This window comes from Streptomyces sp. NPDC004838 (assembly GCF_053600955.1).
The window spans coordinates 311,910-333,520 of the sequence record NZ_JBSGAW010000003.1 but is presented as its reverse complement, the minus strand read 5'-3'; the positions used below and the strand labels follow the sequence as shown (position 1 = coordinate 333,520).

Here is a 21,611-nt window from a genome sequence, read left to right as displayed (position 1 = left end):
GCGAACGGACGGTGACCCGATGATCAGACACACCCTGTCCTTCCGTTTCGCCGACGGAGCCGACCAGTCGACGCGCGACTCGGTGCTGGGCGAGCTGCGCACCTTCCCGGACCGGTACCCGGCCATGCGAGGCTTCGTCCTCGGCGAGAACATCAGCACCCGCGACCAGACCTTCACCCACACGATGGCCGTCGACTTCGACAGCCAGGACGACCTGCTCGCCTATCTCGGCAGCGAGTCCCACGAGGACTTCGTTCGCACGCGCTGGCGACCGGTCATCGCCCAGCAGGCCATCACCTCGTTCGAGTTCGCCGAGCGTGCTTCGCTCACTGCAGGAAGGACAACGCCGGTGAGCACCCGCCCGCGCGGCCCGTACGGCATGGAGTACGCCCGGATCGAGGTTCCGGACATGCAGGCCACGATCGACTTCCTCGAATACCACGTCGGTCTGCAGCTGGAACAGCGCACGGACGAGTACGCCTACCTGCGCGCCGACATCGAACACCACGCGATCGAACTGATCCACGCGCCCGAGCGCACCGACGGATGGACGACCGCGGTCGGCTACAGCGTGGAGAGCGAGCAGGTGCTCGAACAGCTCCACAAGAGCGTGCTCGACGCCGGCCTCGAAGTCCTCGAACTCCAGGAACGCCAGAAGGCGCTCTGCGACAACGGCTTCGGGGTCAAGGACCCCAACGGCCTGATCATCGAGCTGTTCACCGAGTTCCAGGAGTACGCCGAGCCGCCGCACAACGAGATCCGGCCGCTCGACCTGGTGCACCCCTTCATCGCCACCGCGAAGTTCGAGGAGACACGGGACTTCTACCAGAACGTCCTCAACTTCCTGCCCTCGGACCACATCGTCGGCTCGACCACGTTCTACCGCTGCGAGGACCGCTACCACCACAGCCTCGCGATCCAGAAGAACACGGAACACTACGTCGCGCACCTGTGCTTCGCGATGAAGAGCCTCGACCATGTCATGCGGATGCGCGCCCGCGCGCTGTACAAGGGCGCCCCGATCGCCTCCGACATCGTCAACCACTCGGCGTCGACGTCGATCGCGTTCTACATGCACGACACGCGCTTCGGCCCGCGGTTCGAACTGTGCGACCGGCACCGGGTGTTCACCCCGGAGGAGCACGAGACGCACCGCGCCCGCAAGATGCCGGCCGACCCGCGCAACATCGACGTATGGCGTCCGGCTTCCGACGACTGGGGACGTTTTTGAGACAGCAGCTGCTGGACGTCCTGCGGCTGCTCGACGCGACCCCCGCCCCACGAGGGCAGGAGCGGACGGCGGCCCACCGGTTGCGCGCCTGGTGCGCGCACCGGTGGCCGCACGTCGACTGGCAGGTGCTGGAGCACGGCCCCTCGGGTGCCAGCCTGGCCGCCGCGCACGGGACCGGACCCCTGCTCTACTCCCATCTCGACACCTCGCTGGACGACGGGAGCAAGGGCACCTGGCTCGTCACCGGCGACGCCTCGCCGGCCGGTCCGCTCAGTGTGGACGGTGATGTGGTGGCCGGCTTCGGTCTCGGGGTCGCCCGCGGGCCGGCCGCCGCCGCGCTGGTCGCCTTCGCCGAGGCGGGCGCCGGGCGGCTGCTGCTCGCCGGCTCCGGGACCCACCGCCGCGGCGGTGGGATCACCGGTGTGGAAGCCTACGCCGACGCGTACCCGCTGCCGCGGTCGGCGATCGTGGCCAAGTGCGGCCCGCCCATCCTGCTGTGGGAGGAGCCGGGCGCGTTCTTTCTGACGGTCCGGGTGACCGGCCGCCCCGGGCTCGCGATGCTGGCCGATGCGGCCACGCCGCCCGGGGGAGTGATCGCCTCGGCCGGTGTGGTCCTGGACGAGCTGGGCCGCTGGCGTACGGACTACCTGGCCGCCGACCCGCGGACCGGACAGGCCGGCCGGGCCTGTGGCATCGGCGCGATCGACGGCGGCTGGCCGGACAAACCGGATCTGCTGCCGTCCGAGCTGCGGATCGGTCTGTACGCCGTCGCCGGCGACCGGGTGGAGCCGAAGGAGCTGGCGGCCGGACTGGCCGACCGGCTGCGGGCGCGGTGCGCGGAGTCGGCGCTCCGGGAGTGCGCGGTCGAGGTGGAGGCCGAACAGGTGGCGCCCGCCGCGGCCACCCCGGCCAACGCCCCGGTGGTGACGGCCGCCCGGTGGGCCTGGCTCGACGAGTTCGGCGGGTCGCCGCCGCCGGTCACGGGCTGGACGGGATCGACCGACGGCATTGTGCTGCGCGGCCTGGGCGTCGACACCGTACGCCTCGGCCCGCAGGCGAAGCAGGCCGCCGACGATCCTCGTCGCGATGAACTGTCGCTGGCGCAGCTGACCGCCTACGCGCGCGTCTACCGCCGACTGCTGACAGAACTGTCGGCGTAGCCCGACCGGCCGGGGAGGTAGGCGAGTTCGACGGCGTCGTGTTCATCCGGGTACGCGGCTCGCCACCGAACTCGCCCCGGCGCGCGCGGCGAAGGGCGACCGGCACGGCAACCTGTTGCCCGACAGGCCCGCCCGGACCGTCGACCGACTGGCGGCCAAGGGCGGGCCTCGTCACGATCGCCGCAGGGGCGGGCCCTGGCCGACCGGCCCCGCCGCCCCGCCGACCTGGGCCACCGGCCGGCCCGCGCCCGGTCGCGGCAGAGTCCGACGGCCGCGACCGGGGCTCCCCGGCCAGGGATCAGGCGGGCAGAGAGGCGAGCCAGTCGGTGAGGAGACGATTGACCTCCTCGTGGCGTTCCTGCTGAATCCAGTGCCCGCAGCCGTCGAGGATATGAGAGGAGACGAGGCCGGGCAGGGTGGTGGGGTACGCCTGGATCGCCTCGGACATCCAAGTGGTGGAGGCGTCCAGTGCCCCGCCGAGGAACAGCGAGGGCTGGGTGATCGGCTTGCCCTGGAACCCGGCGAGGTCCTCCCAGTCCCGGTCCATGTTCCGGTAGCGGTTGAGCGACCCGGTCATGCCGGTCCGCTCGAACTCCCCGGCGTAGACGTCGAGGTCGTCCTCGCCGAGCCAGGCGGGCAGCGGTCCCGCGGGGAACCGCTCGCGCAGTTTCCCGCCGCGGCTGACGAAGTGCGGGTCCGGGGCATCGGCCGCGGGCATGGTGTCGGCGGAGAGAGCCGAGTAGAAGCCCGCGAGCCAGCCGCGGACATCGGGTTCGATCTCGGACTCGGCCCGGCCCGGCTCCTGGAAGTAGGAGACGTAGAACTCCTGATCCCCGCCCATGTTGGCGAAGATCTCGCTGGGCCGCGGACCGCCGGGCGGCGCGTAGGGAACGCTCAGCAGCCCGACCGCGCGGAAGACTTCGGGCCGCAGGAGGGCGGAGGTCGCGGCGATGTTCGAGCCCCAGTCGTGCCCGACGATCACCGCGCTCTCCTCACCGAGCGCGCGCACCACGGCGACGTTGTCCTCGACCAGGTCGAGCATCCGGTACGCGGCCTCGTCGCCGGGCCGGGAAGTGCGCCCGTAGCCGCGAACGTCGATGGCGACCGCGCGGTAGCCGGCCGCGGCCAGCGCCGGCAGTTGGTGGCGCCAGGAGTACCAGGATTCCGGGAACCCGTGCACCAGCAGTACGAGCGGCCCGGAACCCTGTTCCACCAGGTGGGTCCTGCCGGCGGGAGAGGTCACCAGCCGATGCGTGACATGGGTGACCTGGGCGGACTGAGACATGAATCCTCCGGGACTGTCGTGCGGACTACGTGTGCCGAGGTGTCGCCCGCCGGCACCGGGTGGGCCGACGGGCAGCGGCTGACCCCACGATCATCCGACGGGCAGAGAGGTCACCGCGAGTGATATTGCCGCTTCGGCAAATCGCTCCCCAGTTCGTTCGGGAGCGACGGGGAGGGAAGGCCGCGTCGAAGAAATGAGGCAAGCGCCCTATTGGGCTGTAGGAGGTCGCCGCCGCTGACCCGGCGGGCCTCATGCCGAACCTGTCGGCTCAGTACGTGGGGTCGGCGATGCGGGAACGGCCGGTCTCGCGGACCGAGTGCTGTGACCGAGGTGGCTCCGGCCGTTGTCGGCCGGCTCCCCGCTCGCAGGCGGGGGCAGGCTGACTGACCGATCGTTCCCGGTGTCGGCTCCCGGCCGGGCAGAGTCACCGCTTGGCGAGTTCGACGAGCCGGTCGACGACGAGGTCGATGTCCTCGAAGGTGGTGCGGTGGTTCGTCACGCAGGCCCGTATGCCGGCCCGGCCGCCGAGGAGAGCGGGACCCAGGAGGGCGGTCCCTTCTGCCCGCAGCCGGGCGAGGACCTCGGTGTGCTCGGCGTCGGTCCGGCCGCGCAGCCGCAGGCAGACCGCGGTCAGCGTCACCGGATTCATGGCCTCCAGGTCCGGTTCCGCCTCGATCCGCCGGCCCATGTGGGCGGCCAGGTCGAGACAGCGCTGGGCGGTGGCGCGGAAGGCGTCGACACCGAACGTCCGCAGGGCGGCCCAGACCTTGAACGCCTTGAACCCGCGGGAGAGTTGCGGGCCGTAGTCCATGAAGTCGACCATCAGCGGGTCCTCCGCCACGGTCAGATAGGAGGACGAGAACGCGAACGCGGCGCGCAGTTTCGCCGCGTCCCGGACGACGAGGCACCCCGCCTCCAGCGGGGCGAAGAGCATCTTGTGCGGGTCCAGGGCGATGGAGTCCGCACGCGAGCACGCCGCGAACTCCTCGCGGGCGCCCTCGGCCAGGACGAACAGCGCGCCGTAGGCACCGTCGATGTGCAGCCAGAGATCCTCCGCCTCGCACAGGTCGGCTATCGGCCCGATCGGGTCGATCGACCCGCTGGTCACCGTGCCCGAGGTCGCCACCACGCAGAACGGTTCACGCCCCGCCGCACGGTCCGCCCGGACCGCCTCCGCGAGCAGGTCGACGCGCATGCGGAACTGCTCGTCGGTCGGGATGTGCCGGACGTTGTCCAGCCCGATCCCCAGGACCGCGGCCGCCTTGTCGACGCACCGGTGGGCCTCCTCGGAGGTGTAGAGCACCAGGGGTGCTCCACCGGCCTGCAGCCCGTGCTCACGGAAGTCCGGGCGACGGTCGGCCAGGGCGGCGGTGAGCGCGTCCTGGGTGGCGATCGACCCGCCGGCGGTCAGGATCCCGGCGGCGTTCTCCCCCAGCCCGAAGAGTCCGGCCATCCACTCGACCACGGAGCGCTCGATCACGCTGGCGGCCGGCGAGAGCTGCCAGAAGTTGCAGTTCTGGTTCAGCGTGGCGGCCATCGCCTCCGCATAGGGGCCTATGCCGTTGGGCGGCCCCTGGACGTAGGCGAGGAACCGCGGGTGGGCGACGGTCGTCGAGTTGGGCAGGACGCGCTCGTTGAAGTCCGCGAACAACTCCTCCACCCCGACGCCCCGGTCCGGGAACGGCTCGGACAGGAGCCGCGCGAGTACCGTCCGGTCGACGTCGGGAACGATGGGGCGCTCCCGGAGGGAGTCCTCGTAGTCGCCGAGGAAGCGGGCCAGCAGCGCGTTGGCCCTGGCTCGTGACGCGGGGTCGAGAACGAGTGTGTCGGAGCGGGCGGCGGCTGAGTCCATCGTGGTCCTCCTGGCGTTCGGTCCTGGTGGAACGCTAGCCTGCGCGGCGGCGCAGCCGATGGCAGATATCCCTCCGTGGGCTTCCCTCTGTAGCATCCAGTGCCATGGATCGCATTGATCGCGCAATTATCGACCATCTGCTCGTCGATGGTCGGCTACCGAACAACGAGCTGGCCGACCGGATCGGGCTCTCCCCGTCACCGTGTCTGCGTCGCGTCCGCGCCCTGGAGTCGAGCGGGGTGATCACCGGCTACCACGCGTCCGTCGATCCGGTGGCCCTCGACCGCGGCTTCGCCGTCCTGGTCCATGTGGAGATGGCGGAGCAGCGCCGGGAGACGATCGAGGCGTTCGAGGCGGCGGTGCTCGGGCTGGACGAGGTCGTGGCCTGTCGCCGGATGTTCGGTGCCCCGGACTATCTGCTGCAGATCGCCGTCGCCGACATCGCGGCCTACGAGCAGCTCTACATGTCCCAGCTGACCTGTCTGCCCGGGGTCGCGCGAACCACGTCGCAATTCGCGATGAAGACCGTCAAGTCGACCCCCGGATTCCCGTGGTGACGCCGGAGTGCCGCGCGGTCCGCCCGGACCGTACGTCAGGGGAACCCCGGACACGCGGGGTCGGGTTTCCGTCGGAGACGCTGATGGGAGAGCGAGAGGTCCGGCCGCCCGGCCGGGCGCGATGCCCGGTCGCGTAGGGGCGGCAGGTCCGCATAACGTGGATGCGCGAGAACAGCCCCGATGCCGGGCCGACACAGCGAAGAGTAGGTCTCCGGTCTTGGTTCCCGGGGCACGCAAGACCATCCGGAAGTCCGTAGCCGCCGCCTGGAGGCAGGGGCCACCATCCAGGTAGGAACTGCCGGAAGGAGCGCACGATGACGTACCTTCAAGACCCCGAATATCCGGAGCCTCGCTACCACGGCGACAGAGGCGACGTGAGCGCGATGTTCCGCTCGGCCGACGCCCCGCCGGAGGTGTCCTCGCCCGGCGGGGCCACCCATTACCTCGCTACCCAAGAGTCGACCGGTGGCGAATTCGGCCTGTACAAGGCGGTGCTGGGACCGCGGTCCGCCGGAGCCAAGACCCACTTCCACAAGACGATCTCGGAGTCCTTCTACATCCTCTCCGGCGAGCTGGAGTTCTACGACGGTGAGAAGTGGGCCACGCGCCGCGAGGGTGACTTCCTCTACGTGCCGGTCGGGGGCCTGCACGCCTTCCGGAACGGGACCGACGAGCCCATGTCCATGCTCATGCTCTTCTCTCCGGGAGCCCCGCGAGAGGAGTACTTCGAGCGGGTCGCGGAGATCTCACAGCGCGGCGGCGAGGAGCTCAAGCGGTTCCGTATCCGGCACGACAGCTACTTCGTGGAGGACTTCGACCCCGGTCGGCCCCAGTGACCGGGAGCGTTCACCGGCCCGCCACGCCCTGCAGACTCCCCCTGGGCCCTGCGGCCCGGGAGGTACCCCCATGCCGTGTTGTGGTGGAGGTGACCATCGGGTTCGGGGGAAGGCCGGCATCCGGCTGCCGGGCGTCGCGGCGGAAGCGGGCAGGCGGCAGGGACCTGGCGCGGTGGAAAGCGCGGTTGAAGGCGTAGACGGAGGTGTAGCCGACGGCCCTGGAGATGGCCTCGATACTGTCGTCGGTGTCACGCAGCCGACGGGCGGCGAGGTCCATGCGCCACTGCGTGAGATAACCGCCGGGGCTCTGTCCGGTGGCGTCCTGGAAGCGGCGGCTGAGGGTGGAGCGGGAGACCGCCAGCGCGCGGGCGAGCGTGTCGGTCGTCCACGGGTGGCCGGGCCGCTGGTGCATCTGGGTCATCGCGTCGGCTACCAGCGGATCGGTGAGCGCCCCGAGCCAGGAGCCTCGGGCGAGTTCGGGGTGGTGGCTCAGCCAGCAGCGCAGCAGGTGGACGAGGATGACATCGGTCAGCCGGTCGAGTACGACCGCGGTGGCGAGCTGGGGAGCGGCGCTCTCCCGGGCGAGCAGGCGCACGGTGTCGTCCAGCGAGGCGTTGGCCGGGTCGGCGGGGATGTGCACGACCGGCGGGAGCAGGGTGAGGACGTGCAGTGAGACGGCGTGGTCGTGCTGGTACGACGTGCCGAGCAGGTGGGTGCGGGCCTCGCCGGAGCCGAGGCGCAGTGGCGCGCCGGTCAGGCGGAGCATATCGGTGAGCTTGGTGTCGCAGGGCAGCGGTGTGCGATCGGGGTCACTGGCGATGCTGTGCGCGGCCCCTGTGGGCAGCAGGAGGAGGTCGCCGGGCAGCAGTTCGATCGCCGCGCCGCCGCCCTCGGGGAACTCCGGGGTGAGCCAGGCGCGCCCGGCCGTGACGGCGTAGAGCACGGCGTCGGCGTTCTGCGCCCAGGACACGCTCCAGTCGTTTCCGCCGTCGATGCGGACCGCCACGGTGCCGCGTACGCCTGCCACGGTGAGGGCATCTGCGAGTACGTCCATGCGATCGATGCTACCGCCGTCGTGTCCGAACCCGCCGCCCTGGTGACACACACGGATAAAGAACTGGGCTATTCGGGCATCGATCAGGGCACAGCACTCCTCGTACTGTCATTCCCAGGGCACAACGACGCGGCCCCCGACACCACTCGATTCCCAAGGAGTCACCATGCTTACCGAATCCGGCTACACCGCACTGCGCGTCACCCGCGAGGGCGCGGTCGCCACCGTCACCCTGGACAACCCGCCGGTCAACACGATCGACAAGGCGCTGGTGACCGACCTGATCCGGGTCGTACGCGCCGCGGAGGCCGACGCCGGGCTACGCGTGATCGTCCTGGAGTCGGCGAACCCCGAGTTCTTCTCGGCCCACGCGGACCTGAAGTGGATGTTCGAGCCCGAGGAGCTGATGGCGCTGGCCGACGAGCAGGGCGACCCGAGCCTCAATCCGCTGCAGCAACTGCACGAGAGGTTCCGTAACCTGCCGCAGATCACCATCGCCAAGCTGCGCGGCCGGCTGCGGGCCGGTGGCGCCGAACTGGCCATGGCCGCCGACATGCGCTTCGCCGCCCGCGGCGAGACCTGGCTGGCCCAGCCGGAGACCCGGATGGGCATCTTCCCCGGCGGCGGAGGCACCCAGTACCTCACCCGGCTCCTCGGCCGCGCCCGCGCCCTCGAAGTCGTCCTCGGCGCCGAGCTGTTCGACACCGACCTGGCCGAGCGGTACGGCTGGATCAACCGCGCCGTGGCCCCGGACGAGCTCGACGACTTCGTGGGCTTCCTCGCCCGCAGGATCGCGGACCTGCCGCCCGGCGTCGCCGAGGCGGCGATGGAGGCCGTCAACGCCGCGGAGGCCAGTGGTCCGGTACCGGACCTGACGGAGGAGGCCCGAGCCCACTCCAAGGTCTACCCCGCGCCGGAGGCGGTCGTCGACCGGATGCGGCGGGCGGTGGCCGCGGGTGCGCAGACGCGAGACGGTGAACTCGACCTGGAGCGCCTGCTCGACCGGGCCGTCTGAACCACGGTCAGGCCGTCTGAACCGCGGGCCGCGAGCCCACGGGTGTTCGCGCTCTCGGGTCGGGAGCCTGCACGGTCGGCACGGCCGGGTTCCGGTGGAGGTGCCGAGCCGAGTGCGGGAGACGATCGAGCCGCGGACGGCCGTGTAGGACGGATCTTCCGGAGCCGGATGGCCCGGCCGTCCCTCAAGGCCGCCGCGGGTCGCGGGGCTTGGCTGGAGAGGGCCGGGTGCCGGGCTGGTCCGTCACCAGTTCCCGTAGTCCTCGACGAGGTTGCCGATGAGTGCAAGCAGGGCGGCGACCCGGTGTTGGTCCTCGTGCTGGTCGCGTAGGGCCTCGTCGAGCGCCTTGAGGTGGGCCAGGGCGGCCGGAGTCCGGTCCCGCACTTCGTCGAGTAGCGGCGTGGTGATCAGGTCGAGGCATTCGGTGAGCAGGTGCCGGGTGGCGTCGGACGGGGGTGCGGGGTCGGGGTCGGCGAACCCCGTGGTCAAGTACCGGACCGGGTCGGTGAGGCTCCAGCCGACGACGGTGCCGTGCTGGACGAGGAGCGCCACGTCGGGGGCGATGCCGATGCGGGCCTCCAGCGGCTCGTCCAGGACGTCGAGATCGCGTAGGCAGGTGAGCACGGTATCTCCGGGGGAGCGGCAGAGCTCCGTGGTCACTTCCAGGCGGAAGTCCCGGGCCTCGTCCGCGCGAAGACCGCCCGGGCGGATGGGGGGTGTGGCGGGAACGCGGGCACAGTCTTCGGCGGGCGCGGAGTCATAGGGCAATCGGAACCCTGCGCCGACCAGCTCCCGGCTGTCCGGGTTGAACCGGAGCTCGTCGGGAGCGTCCCACAGCCATTCCTGGCTGCCGAACGTGTCCACGAGGAACTGCTGCCATTCCCCTACGTCCGCGTACTCCGCAATGCGCACACTTTGGTCCGGGAAGTCGAAGCGCGGGGTGATGCGCAGTGGATCGCTCGTCACCGTCGCGTTCCAGTCGCCGTCGAGGGTGAGTCTCATGGTGAATGCAACCTCGTATCTGCACTGCGGGAGCCATGTGGTTCTTCAAGGCCGCCGCGGGTCGCGGGGCTTGGCTGGCTGGCGGGGGAGGGCGGGTCGACGTTGTCGGGGTGAGACCAGGCCCGCGGTCCACACCCACGTCTCGCACCGTTGGAAGTCATCAGCTCCCGTAGTCCTCCACATAGGTGGCGATCATTTCCAGTAGGGCATGCGCCCGGTGGCGGTCCTCGTGCTGGGCGCGCAGGGTCTCGTCGGCGGCCCGGAGGCGGGCCACGGCGGCTGGCTCACCGTCCACCAGGTCGTCGACCACTGGTGCAGTGAGCAGGTCCAGGCATTCGGTGAGCAGCCGACGGGTGGCGGGGGAGGGCGGGTTGGGGTCGGGGTCGGCGAACCCCGTGGTCAAGTACCGGACCGGGTCGGTGAGGCTCCAGCCGACGACGGTGCCGTGCTGGACGAGGAGCGCCACGTCGGGGGCGATGCCGATGCGGGCCTCCAGCGGCTCGTCGAGGACATCGAGGTCGCGCAGACAGATCAGCACGGCATCACCGGGAGCGCGGTACATAGCCGAGCACATCTCGTGCCGGAAGTCCCGCATCTCGTCCGCGCGCAGCCCGCCCGGGCGTACCGCGGGCATGACGGGTACGCGGGTGGAGGTCTCGGCGGCGGCGGACATGTACGGCAGCCGGAGTTCGGCCCCGACCAGCTTCTGGCTGTCCGGGTCGAACCGGAAGGTGTCAGGGGCGTCCCATAGCCACTCCTTGCTGCCGAAGGTGGTCACAAGGAAACGCTCACGTTCCTTCACGTTCGCGTACTGCGCGACATCCACGGAGTCGCCTGTGAAGCGGGGGGTGATGTGTAGCGGATCGTCCGTCACCGTTGCGCGCCAGTCGCCGTCAAACGATAGTTTCGTGATCATTATTGCCTTATCTGATCTGCTTTGCCGGGGCCATGTAGCCGTCCTCGGTGGGAATCCTGCCCTGCACGATGTCCTCGTGTGTCACCGGATTACCGGGGTCCGTCGGACTGCCACCGAGCGCCTTGACGCCGGAATCGCCCTTGATGCCCGACTCTCCGTATGCCGTGATGGCCTGGCCCTGCTTGGCGCTGGGCCCATAGGCCACGACAATGTCATTGTCCTTTCGGAAGATGAAGTTTCCTGCTTGGCCCGATGACTGGTACACGGCATCGGGGTTCTTCAGGATCTCCAGGACCCGTTCGTCGGTGAAGGCATGCCGGTCGTACCCGTGGTACTTGGCATGCTTGTTGATCTCACCGTTCTGTGCCCGTTCGGCGATTTCGTCCAGGATCTTGTCGATCCGCTTCTGGGCCTTCTCCTCCTTCGTGTACTTGGGCATCAGGCCCAGCGGGTCGCACCCGCTGAGCGGGTTGTCCACGTACGCGACGGGGTTCGGCGCGGGAGCCAGGCCGAGGGGGTCCGGGGAGGTGTAGCGGCCGGTCTCGGGGTCGTAGTGGCGGAAGTGGTTGTAGTGGAGGCCGGTCTCGGGGTCGTAGTACTGGCCGGGGAAACGCAGTGGGGTGTACGCGCTGCTGTCGCTGGCCCAGGCGGTGGTGCCCCACAGCGTGCTCCGGGTGCGCCAGGCGACGTCGCCCGTCTCGTCGATGAGTTCGGTCGGCGTGCCGATGAGGTCGGTGGCGATGGCGAAGAACCGGCGGTCGATCTCCTCCTGGCGGTCGCCGCCCGTGAGGATGCGCTCGGTCTGGGCCAGGGGGACGACGTCCCGGTGGTCCCAGGTGAGGGCGACCGCGTTCGGGGCGTCCGGCCGGTGGCTGGTCTGCTCGCACAGGGTGAGGCCGTCCCAGGTGAAGCGCACCTCCTCCACCACGCTCTCGCCGTCGGCCGCCAGGCGCTGTTTCGCGCTGCGGCGGCCCAGGGGGTCGTAGCGGTACCTCCACCGTGTTCCGTCGGGGGTGATGACGGACGTGAGGCGGTTCTCCGTGTCCCACGCGTAGCGCCAGGTGTCGGGCTTGCGGGAGAGACGGGTCTTCTGACGCAGGACGACCCGGCCGAGGGCGTCGTGTTCGAAGCGCACGCCTCCGGCCCGGGTGATGGTGGTGCCGGTGTAGGCGCGCGGTCCGGTGGCCTCGCCGCCGGGGTGGCGGGACGGCCAGGATGCCGAGGTCTGGTTGCCGGCGTCGTCGTAGGCGTACCGCTCCGTCCAGCCCTGGGCGCGGACGGCGGTGACGCGGCCCGCCTGGTCGAGTTCGAAGGTGCGGGTGCCCGACAGCCGGTCCGCGACCGAGGTCAGGTGACCGTCGGCGCGGTAGGCGTACGCGCGGCTGTTCACGGCGCGGGCTCCGGCGGTGATGTGCTGCGCGGCGAGCCTTCCGGCTTCGTCCCAGGTGGAGGAGACGGTGATCGCGTCGCCGAAGACGCGGGCGAGTTCCCGGCCGGCGGCGTCGTGCGTGAAGTCGATCCGGTGACCGCCGGTGGTGAGGCGTTCGAGTCGTCCGTCGGCACCGTAGGCGTAGGAGGTGACATGACCGGTGGGCGTGGCGCGCCTCCTGCGGCGGCCCAGGGCGTCGTAGGAGTAGGAGACGGGACGGCCGTCCACCAGCTCGGTCTTGACCTTCCCCCGTCGGTCGTACTGGTAGCGGAGTTCGCTGTCCGGTCCGGTCGCCTCCAGCAGGCGTCCCGCCCTGTCGTGGACGTAGGTCGTCACGCGGCCGTCGACGTCCTTGCGGATCACCTGGCCGAGCCGGTCGCGCTCGAAGGAGACGGTCCCGCCGAGCGCGTCGGTGCGGGCGGCCAGCCGGCCCGCGGCGTCCACCCGGTAGGTGAGGGTGCGGCCGTCGAAGTCGGTCTCGGAGACGATGTCGCCGGCGGCGTCGTACTCATAGGTCCAGGCAAGCCCCTGCGGGTTGGTGACGCGGGTGAGGCGCAGCTCGGCGTCGTGCTCGAACTCGTACCGTGCGCCGTCGGTCCCGGTGCGGGAGACCGGCAGGTCGAAGTGGGTGTACGCGAAGCGGTAGACGCCACCGGACGCGTCGGTGTGGGCGAGGCGGTTGCCCTCGCCGTCGTACGTCCACGACTCCGTGGCGCCACCGGGACCGGTACGCCGGGCCAGCTGCCCGTCGGCGTGCCACTGAAGGCGGGTGACACCGCCCACCGCGTCGGTGATGCGGACCGGTCTGCCGAGGGCGTCGCGCTCCGTGCGGGTGGTGCCGCCGCCGGGATCGGTCACCTCCACGGGCAGCCCCGCCGCGTCGCACACCACGCGTGTCGTGGCGCCGAGGGCGTCGGCGACCGACGTGAGCCGGCCGGCGTGGTCGTAGGTGTAGCGGGTGGTGGAGCCGGCCTGGTCGGTGACCGCCGTGCGGTTGCCGCGTTCGTCGAACTCGTGGACCATACGGGCGCCGTCCGGCCCGACGACCTCTGTCGGCAGACCGAATGGGCCGCGCACGGTACGCAGTTCGCTTCCGTCGGGGCGGACGGCGGAGACGACCCGACCGTCCTCGTCGTAGGAGAAGGCGGTGGTGAGGCCCAGCGGATCGGTGCGGGTCAGGAGGTTGCCGCGGGGGTCGTAGGTGAACCGGGTGGTGTGGCCGAGGGGGTCGGTGACGGCCAGCAGCCGGCAGCCGGGGCCGAACAGGTGGCGTGTCGCGTGCCCGGCGGCGGTGGTGAGCGTGGTGGTGCGGTGGCCCGTCTCGGGGTCGGGCTCGGTGTAGGCCAGGGTGATCTGGACGTGGCCGGCCTCGCCGCCCTCCGCCACGACTCGGTCGCGATCGTCGTAGACGTAGTCGTAGCGGCTTTCGTTGGAGTCGATCCAGGCGACGACGCGTCGGCGGTCGTCGTAGACGAAGGTGGTGGTGGCGCCGGAAGGCTTGGTGACCGTGGTGAGGTCGCCGTCCTCGTAGCCGTAGCTCATCAGGGGCAGGTCCGTGCCGCCCTCGCCCGCGCCGGCCAGGGACAGGGCGGTGACCAGGCCGTCGGTGAGGGACAGTCTCATGTGGTGGCCCGCCGAGTGGACCAGGGCCAGGGGCACTCCGTCCTCGGTGCGTTCGACGGTGATCGTGTGGCCGTTGCGTTCGGTGATCCCGGACAGCCAGGCCGTACCGTCGCCGCCCGGTTCGCTGCCGGACGGGGCGGTGAAGTGGAAGACCAGGCCGCTGTCGGGGGCGGTGACCGTGTAGTCGCCTTCGGCGTCGCGGGCCAGCAGGGTGCGGGCCCTGCCCGTGTCCGGCCGGGTGGGCGCGCCGGGCACCGGGTGCGGGTACGGGACGAGGAGCCCTTCCGCCGTGACGTGGAGGATGCCGATGGCGTCGATCTGCAGACGTTCGTCGACGGTGGAGGTCCAGGCGGGCCCCAGGAAGCGGCCGACCGCGCAACCGGACTCGGTGCGCCGGGTGAAGACCAACGGCAGGATGCCGGGGAGTTCGACGTCGGTCTGGGGCAGGTACATCCGGCCCGTGGCGAGGTCCACCGGGTCGCCGCCCTGATCGCGGTCTCCGTCCGGGGTGTTGTGGGTGCCGTCCGGGGAGTCGTCGACGAGCTTGCGGACCCTCGCGGCGTCGGCCATGTCCGCGGCGATGCGTACGCCCTTCACCGCGGCGCCGCCCCCGCCGGTGGCCACGGTCAGCGCGAGGTCGGGAATCAGCCGGCCGAAGCCCTCGGCCGGGTCCTTCATGAAGTCCTTGACCATCTCGGTGCCGGTGCCGATGGGGTCGTTGGCGGCGAGCACCAGACCGGCGGCCAGGTTGTTGAGAGATGTGGCGTACTCGGCCGGGTGCGTGATGTTGTACGGGTCCAAGGGGTTGACGCTGCGCACGAAGTTGAGCAGCCCCGCCGTGCCCTTGACGATGCCGCCGCCGAAGTGGTCGCCCATGATCCGCATCTCCTGGAACCCGTCGCCCACCTGCTCGGTGTACGACGGCTTCCGCGGCGCCATGTCGCGGGCGGCGCGGACTGCCGTGCGCGCGGTCTCCGCCGCCGAGTTCCGCTGCGTGCGGGCGTCGGCGAGGATGTCCTGAGCCTCCTTCATCAGCATCTTGCCGGGGTCGTCGAACGTCGCCGCGGGCCTCGGGGGGAGCGAGGCGGGGTCGCGTGTGTCGGCGGGCTGGGCGTTGTAGCGATCGACGGCGCCGTTGTAGTCGTCGACCTTCTCGCGGTGGGCGTCGGCGGCGCGCTCGGAGGCCCTGACGCCTTCCTTCCACTTGTCGATCGCCGTCTGTGCCTGCCCTTGCGCCCAGGTGACGGTGTCGGCGAACGCCTCAAGCGCGCCGACCGCCTTCGAGCAAGCGTCGGCGGCGCGGTACCACTGGGGCGGCTGGGTGCCCACCGCGGTGCGCAGCGCGTCGGCCGCCGCGCCCTTGAGGTCCGCGGAGTCGAGGCCCTTGAGACCGTCGCCGGTGTCGTCGAAAGCCGACTGGAACGCGCGGAGCCTCTTGGCGGTGGAGTTGATCTCGCTCGCGCTGCCGTAGATCAGCTTGGTCTTGTCCTCGGTCTGCCCGAGGTCCATCTCGTCGACTTCCGCGCCCAGCCGGTTGGCGACCGAGCGGGACTGCTCGCGCACCCAGTCCGCGCCGGACTCCCAGCCGACGTCCTCCAGCCGGTCGGCGGTCCAGTTCCCCGCGTCCTCGACCCGGTCGCCCACCCACTCGACGCCGTCCTCGACCGCGTCCTCGATGACGTCCGGCGTGACATCACTGATGAAGTCCCCGAAACCCACTGTCTAGTTCCCCCCGGAATCACCCTGCTGTCCCTGCTTCGCGCGTTCCTCCGGCGACGGGCCGAATCCCTCGTCCAGCCTCTGGTTCCACTGTTCGTCGGAGACGCCGAGCACATTGTTGAGCATGTCCGCCTGCCGGCCGCCGTTGCCCTCGGTGAGCAAGGCGCGGCCGGTGTCCTTCCAGGTCTGCTCCATGTCCTGGCCGGCCTTCTCGAACGACTCGGGGCTCCAGTCCGGGTCCAGGTAGTCCGGCGTGAAGATGTCGCCCCAGTCCTGCTTGGCGATCTCCTCCTCACCGGCGTGCGGGTTGCCACCGAACACGGCGTTGGCGCCCACTTTCAGCGTGCCCGCGATGTACTGGTCGTGCTCCCACTGGGTGCCCGCCGCCAGGCCGAGGCGGTTCGCGATCTCGCTGGCGTCCCGCACCAGGGCGCGCACGCCCCACTCCCAGCGCTCGCAGAAATCCTCGAAGTCGACCGAGAGACCGTGGTGTCCGGCCTCCATCCCGGTCATCGCCAGCGACGAGAAGCCCTTGCCCATCACCGAACCGGTGGCGCCGCCGAGATCGCCGAGCTGGTCGATCGTCGCGCCCATGCCCCGCGTGAACTTGAGGACGGACGCCTTGTCGAACCGCAGATCCCCTCCGTCACCGCCCATGACCGCGCCCGTTGCCCGCGTCGTCCGCCGCATCGGCGTCGACGGCGACCGCGTCCGGGACGATGCCGACGACCGGTGGGAAGAACATCGACCCGTCCTCGGTGGCGATGTCGACGGCGAGACCGCCGGGCTCGCCCAGGGCGGGCACGATCTCGTCGACGATGCGCGCGCCCAGCAGTGCCGCGTACTCCATGGGCTGATCACCGGGCGCGTGGTGCAGGGCGAACCGGGCCAGCGCGGCCTCGTCGGTGAACCCGCAGATCCACCGCACGCCGCCCGAACGCACCGTCCAGAGACCTCCGTCGGCCACCGGCACCAGGATGACCGAGCGTCGCATCTCGCCGACCAGAGCACGGGGGTCGCCGCCTCCCCGTCTCCGCTCGGCGATGCGCTCGGCGAGCGCCGCCTTCGGCTGCTGCTGCACGGTTTCCTCCCTGGTCGCAGACGACTGATGGTTCCGTGGAGGAAGACGCGCGCGAAGGAGCGGGTGGTTCTCCACGGAGACTCGATTCCGTTCTTCCGGAGGCCCGTTCGGGCCGGAAGCGCGGGCTACCGGTTCTTCTCGAGGTCGTGCGCGAGGGCCGCGTAGACGTACTCGCTGCCCCAGCGGTCGCCGTCGAGGTCGTTCTCGATCAGATGGGCTTCCCTGCGCATACCCAGGCGCTCGCAGAGCCGAACCGATCCGGTGTTCTCGACGTCGAGGCGGGCGAACAGCCGGTGCACGCCGAGTGCGCCGAAGGCGACCGAGGCCAGAGCCGCGGCGGCCTCGCTCGCGTAACCGTGTCCTTCGTGGCCGGGATGCAGGATCCATCCGATCTCACCCTGACGCGCTCGGGCGTCGGCCAGGGTGACGGAGACCTCCCCGATGACCCCCGGCTCCTCCCGGCGGCAGAGCGCCAGGGTGAGGTTGTCCCCGTCGACGCCCCACGAGGTGACCGCCGACCGCTCGGCGACGACCTTCTCGCACTCCTGCCGTGTGTACGGGGGCCGGTAGAGGTACCGGGCGACGCTCGCCAACCCCTGGTACGCGAACAGGTCCTCGGCATCATCCGGAGTGAACAGCCTCAGCGAGAGCCGGTCGGTCGTGAGGGGTACCAGTGAAGTGATGTCCACGTGATCTCCTGTGTGTTCACCGGCGCGGAGGCCCGCGCCCTTCGGATGGGCCAGAGGTGATTCTTGGTTACCGGCGGGGGACGTGCAACGGCGGGCCGTGAAGCGGAGCACTGCCCCTGTCCCGACCCCGAGGTCCGCGTGTCGCGGAGGTGAAAGACTTCGGCCAAGGAGGGATGCGCCATGGGGTTCGGTTTCCGGGTCGGTGTACCGGGGTTGAGTGTGCGGGTGTCGCCCCGCGGGGTGCGGGTGACCGTCGGGTCACGCGTGGCCCAGGTCGGTGTGGGGAGCGGAGGAACACGGGTCTCGTCCGGGGTGGGGCCCTTCCGGGCGTCCTCTTCTCCTGGGTATCCGGCTTCTCCTGGGTATCCGGCGCGTCCGGGTTCTCCCGGGTATCCGGCTTCTCCCGGGTATCCGGGAAGTCCGGGGCATCCCGTCCATCCGGGCCCGCCGGCCTCACCCGTCCCCGCGCGGACCGGCACCAGCACCCGGCGTACTCCGCCGTCCCGCGCCGTCGCGCCGTCGGCCGAGGAACTGGACCGGGCGCGGCGGCAGGCGGAGCGGGCGGAGATGGACGCGCAGCGGGACGCGGCGATCGTCGAGCTCCAGCAGCTCCGGCAGCGGATGACCAACGTGCATCTGCAGACCTTCCCGCCCGCCCGGCCTCCAGCCGTCGCCGGACCGCCGAGGTTGGGGGTGCAGTGGGCCATGGCCGAGGCCCAGGCGTTCCATCTGCGCGGACTCGGGATGTTCGCGCGCTCCGAGCGGGCGGCCGCCAAGGAGCGGGCAGAGCGGGACGCTCCCGTCTATCTGGCCGACCAGCAGTCGCGCCTGCGCAACGCGCATGAACAGCTCACGTCCGAGGCCGAGCAGTGGTGGCGGGCGCTGACGGGCAATGACGAGGAGACCGTCTGCGAGGCGGTGAACGCCGCGTTCTCCGACAATCCGGCCGCGGGCTGCGCCGTCGGGGTGGAGGGCTCGGTGATGTCCGTCGTGATGCGCCAGCCGGACCTCGACTCGCTGCCCGCGCAGGCTCCGGGAGTCACCCCCGCGGGCCGTCCGACGCTGAAGAACCTCAACAAGAGCGAACGCACGGAGTGGTGGCTCACCGTCATGGGCTCCAATGTGATCGCCACCCTCAAGGAGGGGTTCGCGACCGCTCCGGGCATCACCGCCGTCAATCTGGCCGTGCTGACCCGGATGCCCCAGACCCGTGAGCTGGGTGTGGTGGCGTACGGCCGCTGGACCCGCCGGGCCGTCGAGAGCCAGACCTGGCACGGGGCCGACGACGCGCTGCGCTTCCTGGACATCGGCGAGGACGTGCTCTGCTCCGTCCGGCGAACGGCGGCGGGCAACGTCTCCAGCACGGTCACGCCCCTGAGCACCCGTCGGCTGCCCGGTCTCCAGGACCTCCTCGACAACGCGGCGGACGATCCGGACTCCGGCGGATCCACCCTCGCCAGTCTGGACATCGGGCTGCACGACAGCTCTCCGAACGGTCGTCCCGAGCCGCCGTCGGACCCGTACCGGATCATGCCCTTCGCCGAGTGGAGGGAGGGGATCACCGCCTCGCCGACGGACGCCACGGTGGTCATGCGGCGGGAGGCGCCGGTGTCGCTCGTTCCGGGGCAGACCCTGACGCTCCCGGAGGGGGCATGGCAGGGCCTCCTGATCACGTTCGCCTTCGAAGGTGCCGACGCCGATCTGACCCTCTTCCTGACCGACGGCGACGGGCAGGTGGCGGGCGACGAGGACTTCGTCTTCTACAACCAGCCGTCCGCCGCAGCGGGCGCGGCCCGGCTGCTGGGCCGGCATACGGAGGGGCCGGACACCGTCGAGAGCGCCACCGTCCATCTGGAGGCGCTGCCCGAGAGGGTCCGGCGCGTCACCGTGGCCATCACCATGAACGTCGAGTCGGGTCTCACCTGCGGCGCGCTCACCCATGCCGCACTGCGCATGGAGTGCGGCACCGGGGCCGTCTGGGCGTTCCAGCCGCCGAGCGACCCGGACGTACGCGCCATGGTCGTCGCCGAGCTGTACCGGCACAGCCAGAACGGCCGGCCCGTGTGGAAGCTGCGCGCCATCGGGCAGGGCTGGGCCGACGGGCTCGACGGCCTGGCCCGTGCCCACGGCGTCGACGTGCAGTGACGGCGATGTCGCGGTAGCGGCAGCATGCGGCGATGTGCGGTGACGGCCACGGCGGCGGGGCGGCGCGTCCGTACGGCCCGCGCCGCCGTGCGGCACCGCCGTGCACCGCGGGTACGCGGTCGTGTGTACCGCGTCATCCGCCTCGCCAGATGTTGTCGAAGGCCGCCCCTTCGATGGCTCGCCGCTGGCGTACGGCCTCCAGCTCCAGCAACGCGTCATTGACGGCGGCCAGCACTGTGGCCACCGCGTCGTCGGTCACGATCGGGGCGTCCTCGGTCCGCGTTCCGCGGATCCCCACGGCTGCCGCGAGGGCGGCGAGGACCGGCTCATCCGATGTCCAGCGGGCCGCCGCCCGGCGGTGGTCGGGCGAATCGGCCGGCACCAGCCGCCCGGTCCCGAAGGGCAACCCGTGGCGGCGCCGCCGGGTGAACTGTCCTTCCGCCTCAAGGGCGGCCAGATAGGCCGCGGACAGTCCGCGACCTCTGCGCCACAGCCAGTCGCCGACCGATTCGTACGGCGCTTCCCGGACGAGCGACGCCGCGGCCTCGTCCAGCAGACGATCGGCTATGGGCGGCCGGTACCCCGGCACGATGCGATCGTCGTCCAGCGCGATGGCCTGGGCGTGGAGAAGGTCGATCGCCTCGGCTCCGGCGAGCGCGAGCGACAGGTCACCCCGCTCCACAGGGCGATCGGGCGCGATGTCCATGGCGGCGATCAACAGGTCCCGTGGTGTGGTCATGACTGGCTCCGCGTCTCAGGCGTCCGTGGCGACGCCGTGCCGAGCGGCCGGTCCGGCGCCCGGCGTGACGCCGGGAGGAGTGGCCGCCCGCCGGTGTCGATGGCCGCCGCGAACGCCGAGCGGGTGTGCCTTCGGGTCCGTTGCCGCGCGCTCCCGTCTACGAGGTTACGGAGTGGGGGCGGCGACCGCATCCCCCGCGTCGGCCCCGGCTGTCAGGGGGCGCGTCCGTGTTCAGTCCCGGTAGGGCAGCACGGGGTTCAGCCCTGGTAGGGCAGCACGGGGTTCAGCCTCGGTAGGGCAGTACGGGAACTCCTCGTACCCCCACGTCCGCGCGGAAGAGCGCGCCCGCTTCGGGCTGGTGGAGCGGGTCGACGCCCATGCGGGAGGTGGTGATGTAGAGCCGGTCGAGATCCGGACCGCCGAAGGCGCAGGCCGTGACCTGGGTGACGGGGAGTTCGACGACACCGTCGAGACGGCCTTCCGGGGTGTAGCGGTGGACGGCCGATCCGCCCCACAGGGCGACCCAGAGACATCCTTCGGCGTCCACGGTCAGCCCGTCCGGGAGACCCGCGTCCGCGGGGACGCGGACCGCGGTGCGCCGCCCGGTCAGCCCGGCGGCCGGATCGTAGTCGAAGGCGTCCACGCGTCCGGTCGCGGTGTCGGCGTAGTAGGCGGTCGATCCGTCGGGGCTCCAGACCAGACCGTTGGAGATGGTGACGCCGGTCAGGACGGGGACGGTCGTGCCGTCGGTGTCCAGCCGGAAGAGAGTGCCGCGGCCGGGGGCGACGCTGTAGGCCATCGTGCCGCAGTAGAAGCGTCCGTCGGGGTCGCAGCCGCCGTCGTTGAACCGTACGGCGGTGTCCGCCCAGATCTCGCCCAGGGGTGACGGCGGCGCACCGGTGGCGAGCTGTGCCGCGTCCAGGAGGGCGAATCCGCGCTCCAGCGCCACCACCGCACCGCCCCCGGCGCGGGGCCGCAGCGCCGCGGCCACGGTACCCACATGGTGCCGGCGCACCCGGCCGCCGGTCCGGTCCAGGGCCAGTACGTCCCCGGCCAGCATGTCGACCCAGCGCAGCCCTCCCCATGCCTCGTGCCAGACCGGCCCCTCCCCGTGATGGGCGACCGGGGCGGTCACCTGCGTCAGCTCCGTCGTCGCCTTCATGCGTGCTCCTTCGTGCGCCTTCATGCTCCGTCGTACTCCCGCGGGATGCGGGCGGCTGCCCGAGCCGGCTCACCGCGGATCCGCCTCCCGGCCGGATCGCCCCGTCGTGCCGGACC

General features: G+C 71.1%; 17 protein-coding genes. 6 read left to right on the top strand and 11 right to left on the bottom strand.

The window, feature by feature from the left end; all coding sequences use genetic code 11:
• Positions 1 to 19 precede the first annotated feature (19 nt).
• Positions 20 to 1,231 (top strand): Dabb family protein, encoded by a 1,212-nt coding sequence (locus ACWEFL_RS05975; RefSeq protein WP_451708002.1) that lies wholly within the window; start codon positions 20 to 22, stop codon positions 1,229 to 1,231.
• Complete coding sequence (locus ACWEFL_RS05970; protein WP_451707999.1) at positions 1,228 to 2,391, top strand: hypothetical protein; 1,164 nt, start codon at positions 1,228 to 1,230, stop codon at positions 2,389 to 2,391. Before ACWEFL_RS05975 ends, ACWEFL_RS05970 begins: the two co-directional genes overlap by 4 nt.
• Positions 2,392 to 2,689: 298 nt before the next feature.
• Here the strand turns inward: ACWEFL_RS05970 and ACWEFL_RS05965 are convergent, their stop codons facing one another.
• Together ACWEFL_RS05965 and ACWEFL_RS05960 are read right to left on the bottom strand one after the other, a co-directional pair.
• Entirely contained in the window at positions 2,690 to 3,676 is a 987-nt protein-coding gene (locus ACWEFL_RS05965) for an alpha/beta fold hydrolase (protein ID WP_451707997.1), read from the bottom strand.
• A 424-nt stretch (positions 3,677 to 4,100) separates the two neighbouring features.
• Positions 4,101 to 5,528, bottom strand: a complete 1,428-nt coding sequence (locus ACWEFL_RS05960; RefSeq protein ID WP_451707994.1) for a pyridoxal phosphate-dependent decarboxylase family protein — start codon at positions 5,526 to 5,528, stop codon at positions 4,101 to 4,103.
• Positions 5,529 to 5,632: 104 nt separating this feature from the next.
• On the opposite strand from ACWEFL_RS05960, the gene ACWEFL_RS05955 reads away from it, so the two are divergent.
• Positions 5,633 to 6,085 (top strand): Lrp/AsnC family transcriptional regulator, encoded by a 453-nt coding sequence (locus ACWEFL_RS05955; RefSeq protein WP_451707992.1) that lies wholly within the window; start codon positions 5,633 to 5,635, stop codon positions 6,083 to 6,085.
• A gap of 314 nt (positions 6,086 to 6,399) precedes the next feature.
• The gene (locus ACWEFL_RS05950) at positions 6,400 to 6,921 is read left to right on the top strand and encodes a cupin domain-containing protein (protein ID WP_451707989.1); all 522 of its coding nucleotides are present in this window, start codon (positions 6,400 to 6,402) and stop codon (positions 6,919 to 6,921) included.
• Between the two features lie 10 nt (positions 6,922 to 6,931).
• Here the strand turns inward: ACWEFL_RS05950 and ACWEFL_RS05945 are convergent, their stop codons facing one another.
• On the bottom strand, positions 6,932 to 7,975 hold the full coding sequence (locus tag ACWEFL_RS05945; RefSeq protein ID WP_451707987.1) for a cupin domain-containing protein: 1,044 nt from the start codon (positions 7,973 to 7,975) through the stop codon (positions 6,932 to 6,934).
• A 166-nt stretch (positions 7,976 to 8,141) separates the two neighbouring features.
• Here ACWEFL_RS05945 and ACWEFL_RS05940 point away from each other — a divergent pair, with 166 nt between their 5' ends.
• Complete coding sequence (locus tag ACWEFL_RS05940; RefSeq protein ID WP_451707985.1) at positions 8,142 to 8,990, top strand: enoyl-CoA hydratase/isomerase family protein; 849 nt, start codon at positions 8,142 to 8,144, stop codon at positions 8,988 to 8,990.
• A 243-nt stretch (positions 8,991 to 9,233) separates the two neighbouring features.
• Here ACWEFL_RS05940 and ACWEFL_RS05935 read toward each other — a convergent pair whose 3' ends face one another.
• The 6 genes from ACWEFL_RS05935 to ACWEFL_RS05910 form a co-directional block, all read right to left on the bottom strand.
• Positions 9,234 to 9,992, bottom strand: coding sequence for a hypothetical protein (locus ACWEFL_RS05935; protein WP_451707983.1), 759 nt, complete (start codon positions 9,990 to 9,992; stop codon positions 9,234 to 9,236).
• Between the two features lie 160 nt (positions 9,993 to 10,152).
• Positions 10,153 to 10,908 carry a hypothetical protein gene (locus tag ACWEFL_RS05930; protein ID WP_451707980.1) on the bottom strand — a complete coding sequence of 252 codons (756 nt, stop codon included), beginning with the start codon at positions 10,906 to 10,908 and terminating at the stop codon, positions 10,153 to 10,155.
• 7 nt (positions 10,909 to 10,915) lie between these two features.
• Positions 10,916 to 15,679, bottom strand: a complete 4,764-nt coding sequence (locus ACWEFL_RS05925) for a putative T7SS-secreted protein (protein WP_451707978.1) — start codon at positions 15,677 to 15,679, stop codon at positions 10,916 to 10,918.
• A 3-nt stretch (positions 15,680 to 15,682) separates the two neighbouring features.
• Positions 15,683 to 16,336, bottom strand: a complete 654-nt coding sequence (locus tag ACWEFL_RS05920) for a hypothetical protein (RefSeq protein ID WP_451707976.1) — start codon at positions 16,334 to 16,336, stop codon at positions 15,683 to 15,685.
• Entirely contained in the window at positions 16,326 to 16,760 is a 435-nt protein-coding gene (locus ACWEFL_RS05915) for a hypothetical protein (RefSeq protein WP_451707974.1), read from the bottom strand. The genes ACWEFL_RS05920 and ACWEFL_RS05915 overlap by 11 nt, the downstream gene beginning before the upstream one ends.
• A 125-nt stretch (positions 16,761 to 16,885) precedes the next feature.
• Positions 16,886 to 17,449, bottom strand: coding sequence for a GNAT family N-acetyltransferase (locus tag ACWEFL_RS05910; RefSeq protein WP_451707971.1), 564 nt, complete (start codon positions 17,447 to 17,449; stop codon positions 16,886 to 16,888).
• Between the two features lie 180 nt (positions 17,450 to 17,629).
• Between ACWEFL_RS05910 and ACWEFL_RS05905 the strand changes: the two genes are divergently transcribed.
• Positions 17,630 to 19,594, top strand: coding sequence for a TerD family protein (locus ACWEFL_RS05905; RefSeq protein WP_451707968.1), 1,965 nt, complete (start codon positions 17,630 to 17,632; stop codon positions 19,592 to 19,594).
• A 133-nt stretch (positions 19,595 to 19,727) separates the two neighbouring features.
• On the opposite strand, the gene ACWEFL_RS05900 is transcribed toward ACWEFL_RS05905, so the two are convergent.
• Both ACWEFL_RS05900 and ACWEFL_RS05895 read right to left on the bottom strand, forming a co-directional pair.
• Positions 19,728 to 20,333 carry a GPP34 family phosphoprotein gene (locus tag ACWEFL_RS05900; protein ID WP_451707966.1) on the bottom strand — a complete coding sequence of 202 codons (606 nt, stop codon included), beginning with the start codon at positions 20,331 to 20,333 and terminating at the stop codon, positions 19,728 to 19,730.
• A 283-nt stretch (positions 20,334 to 20,616) separates the two neighbouring features.
• Complete coding sequence (locus ACWEFL_RS05895) at positions 20,617 to 21,495, bottom strand: SMP-30/gluconolactonase/LRE family protein (protein WP_451707964.1); 879 nt, start codon at positions 21,493 to 21,495, stop codon at positions 20,617 to 20,619.
• Between the last annotated feature and the right edge of the window lie 116 nt (positions 21,496 to 21,611).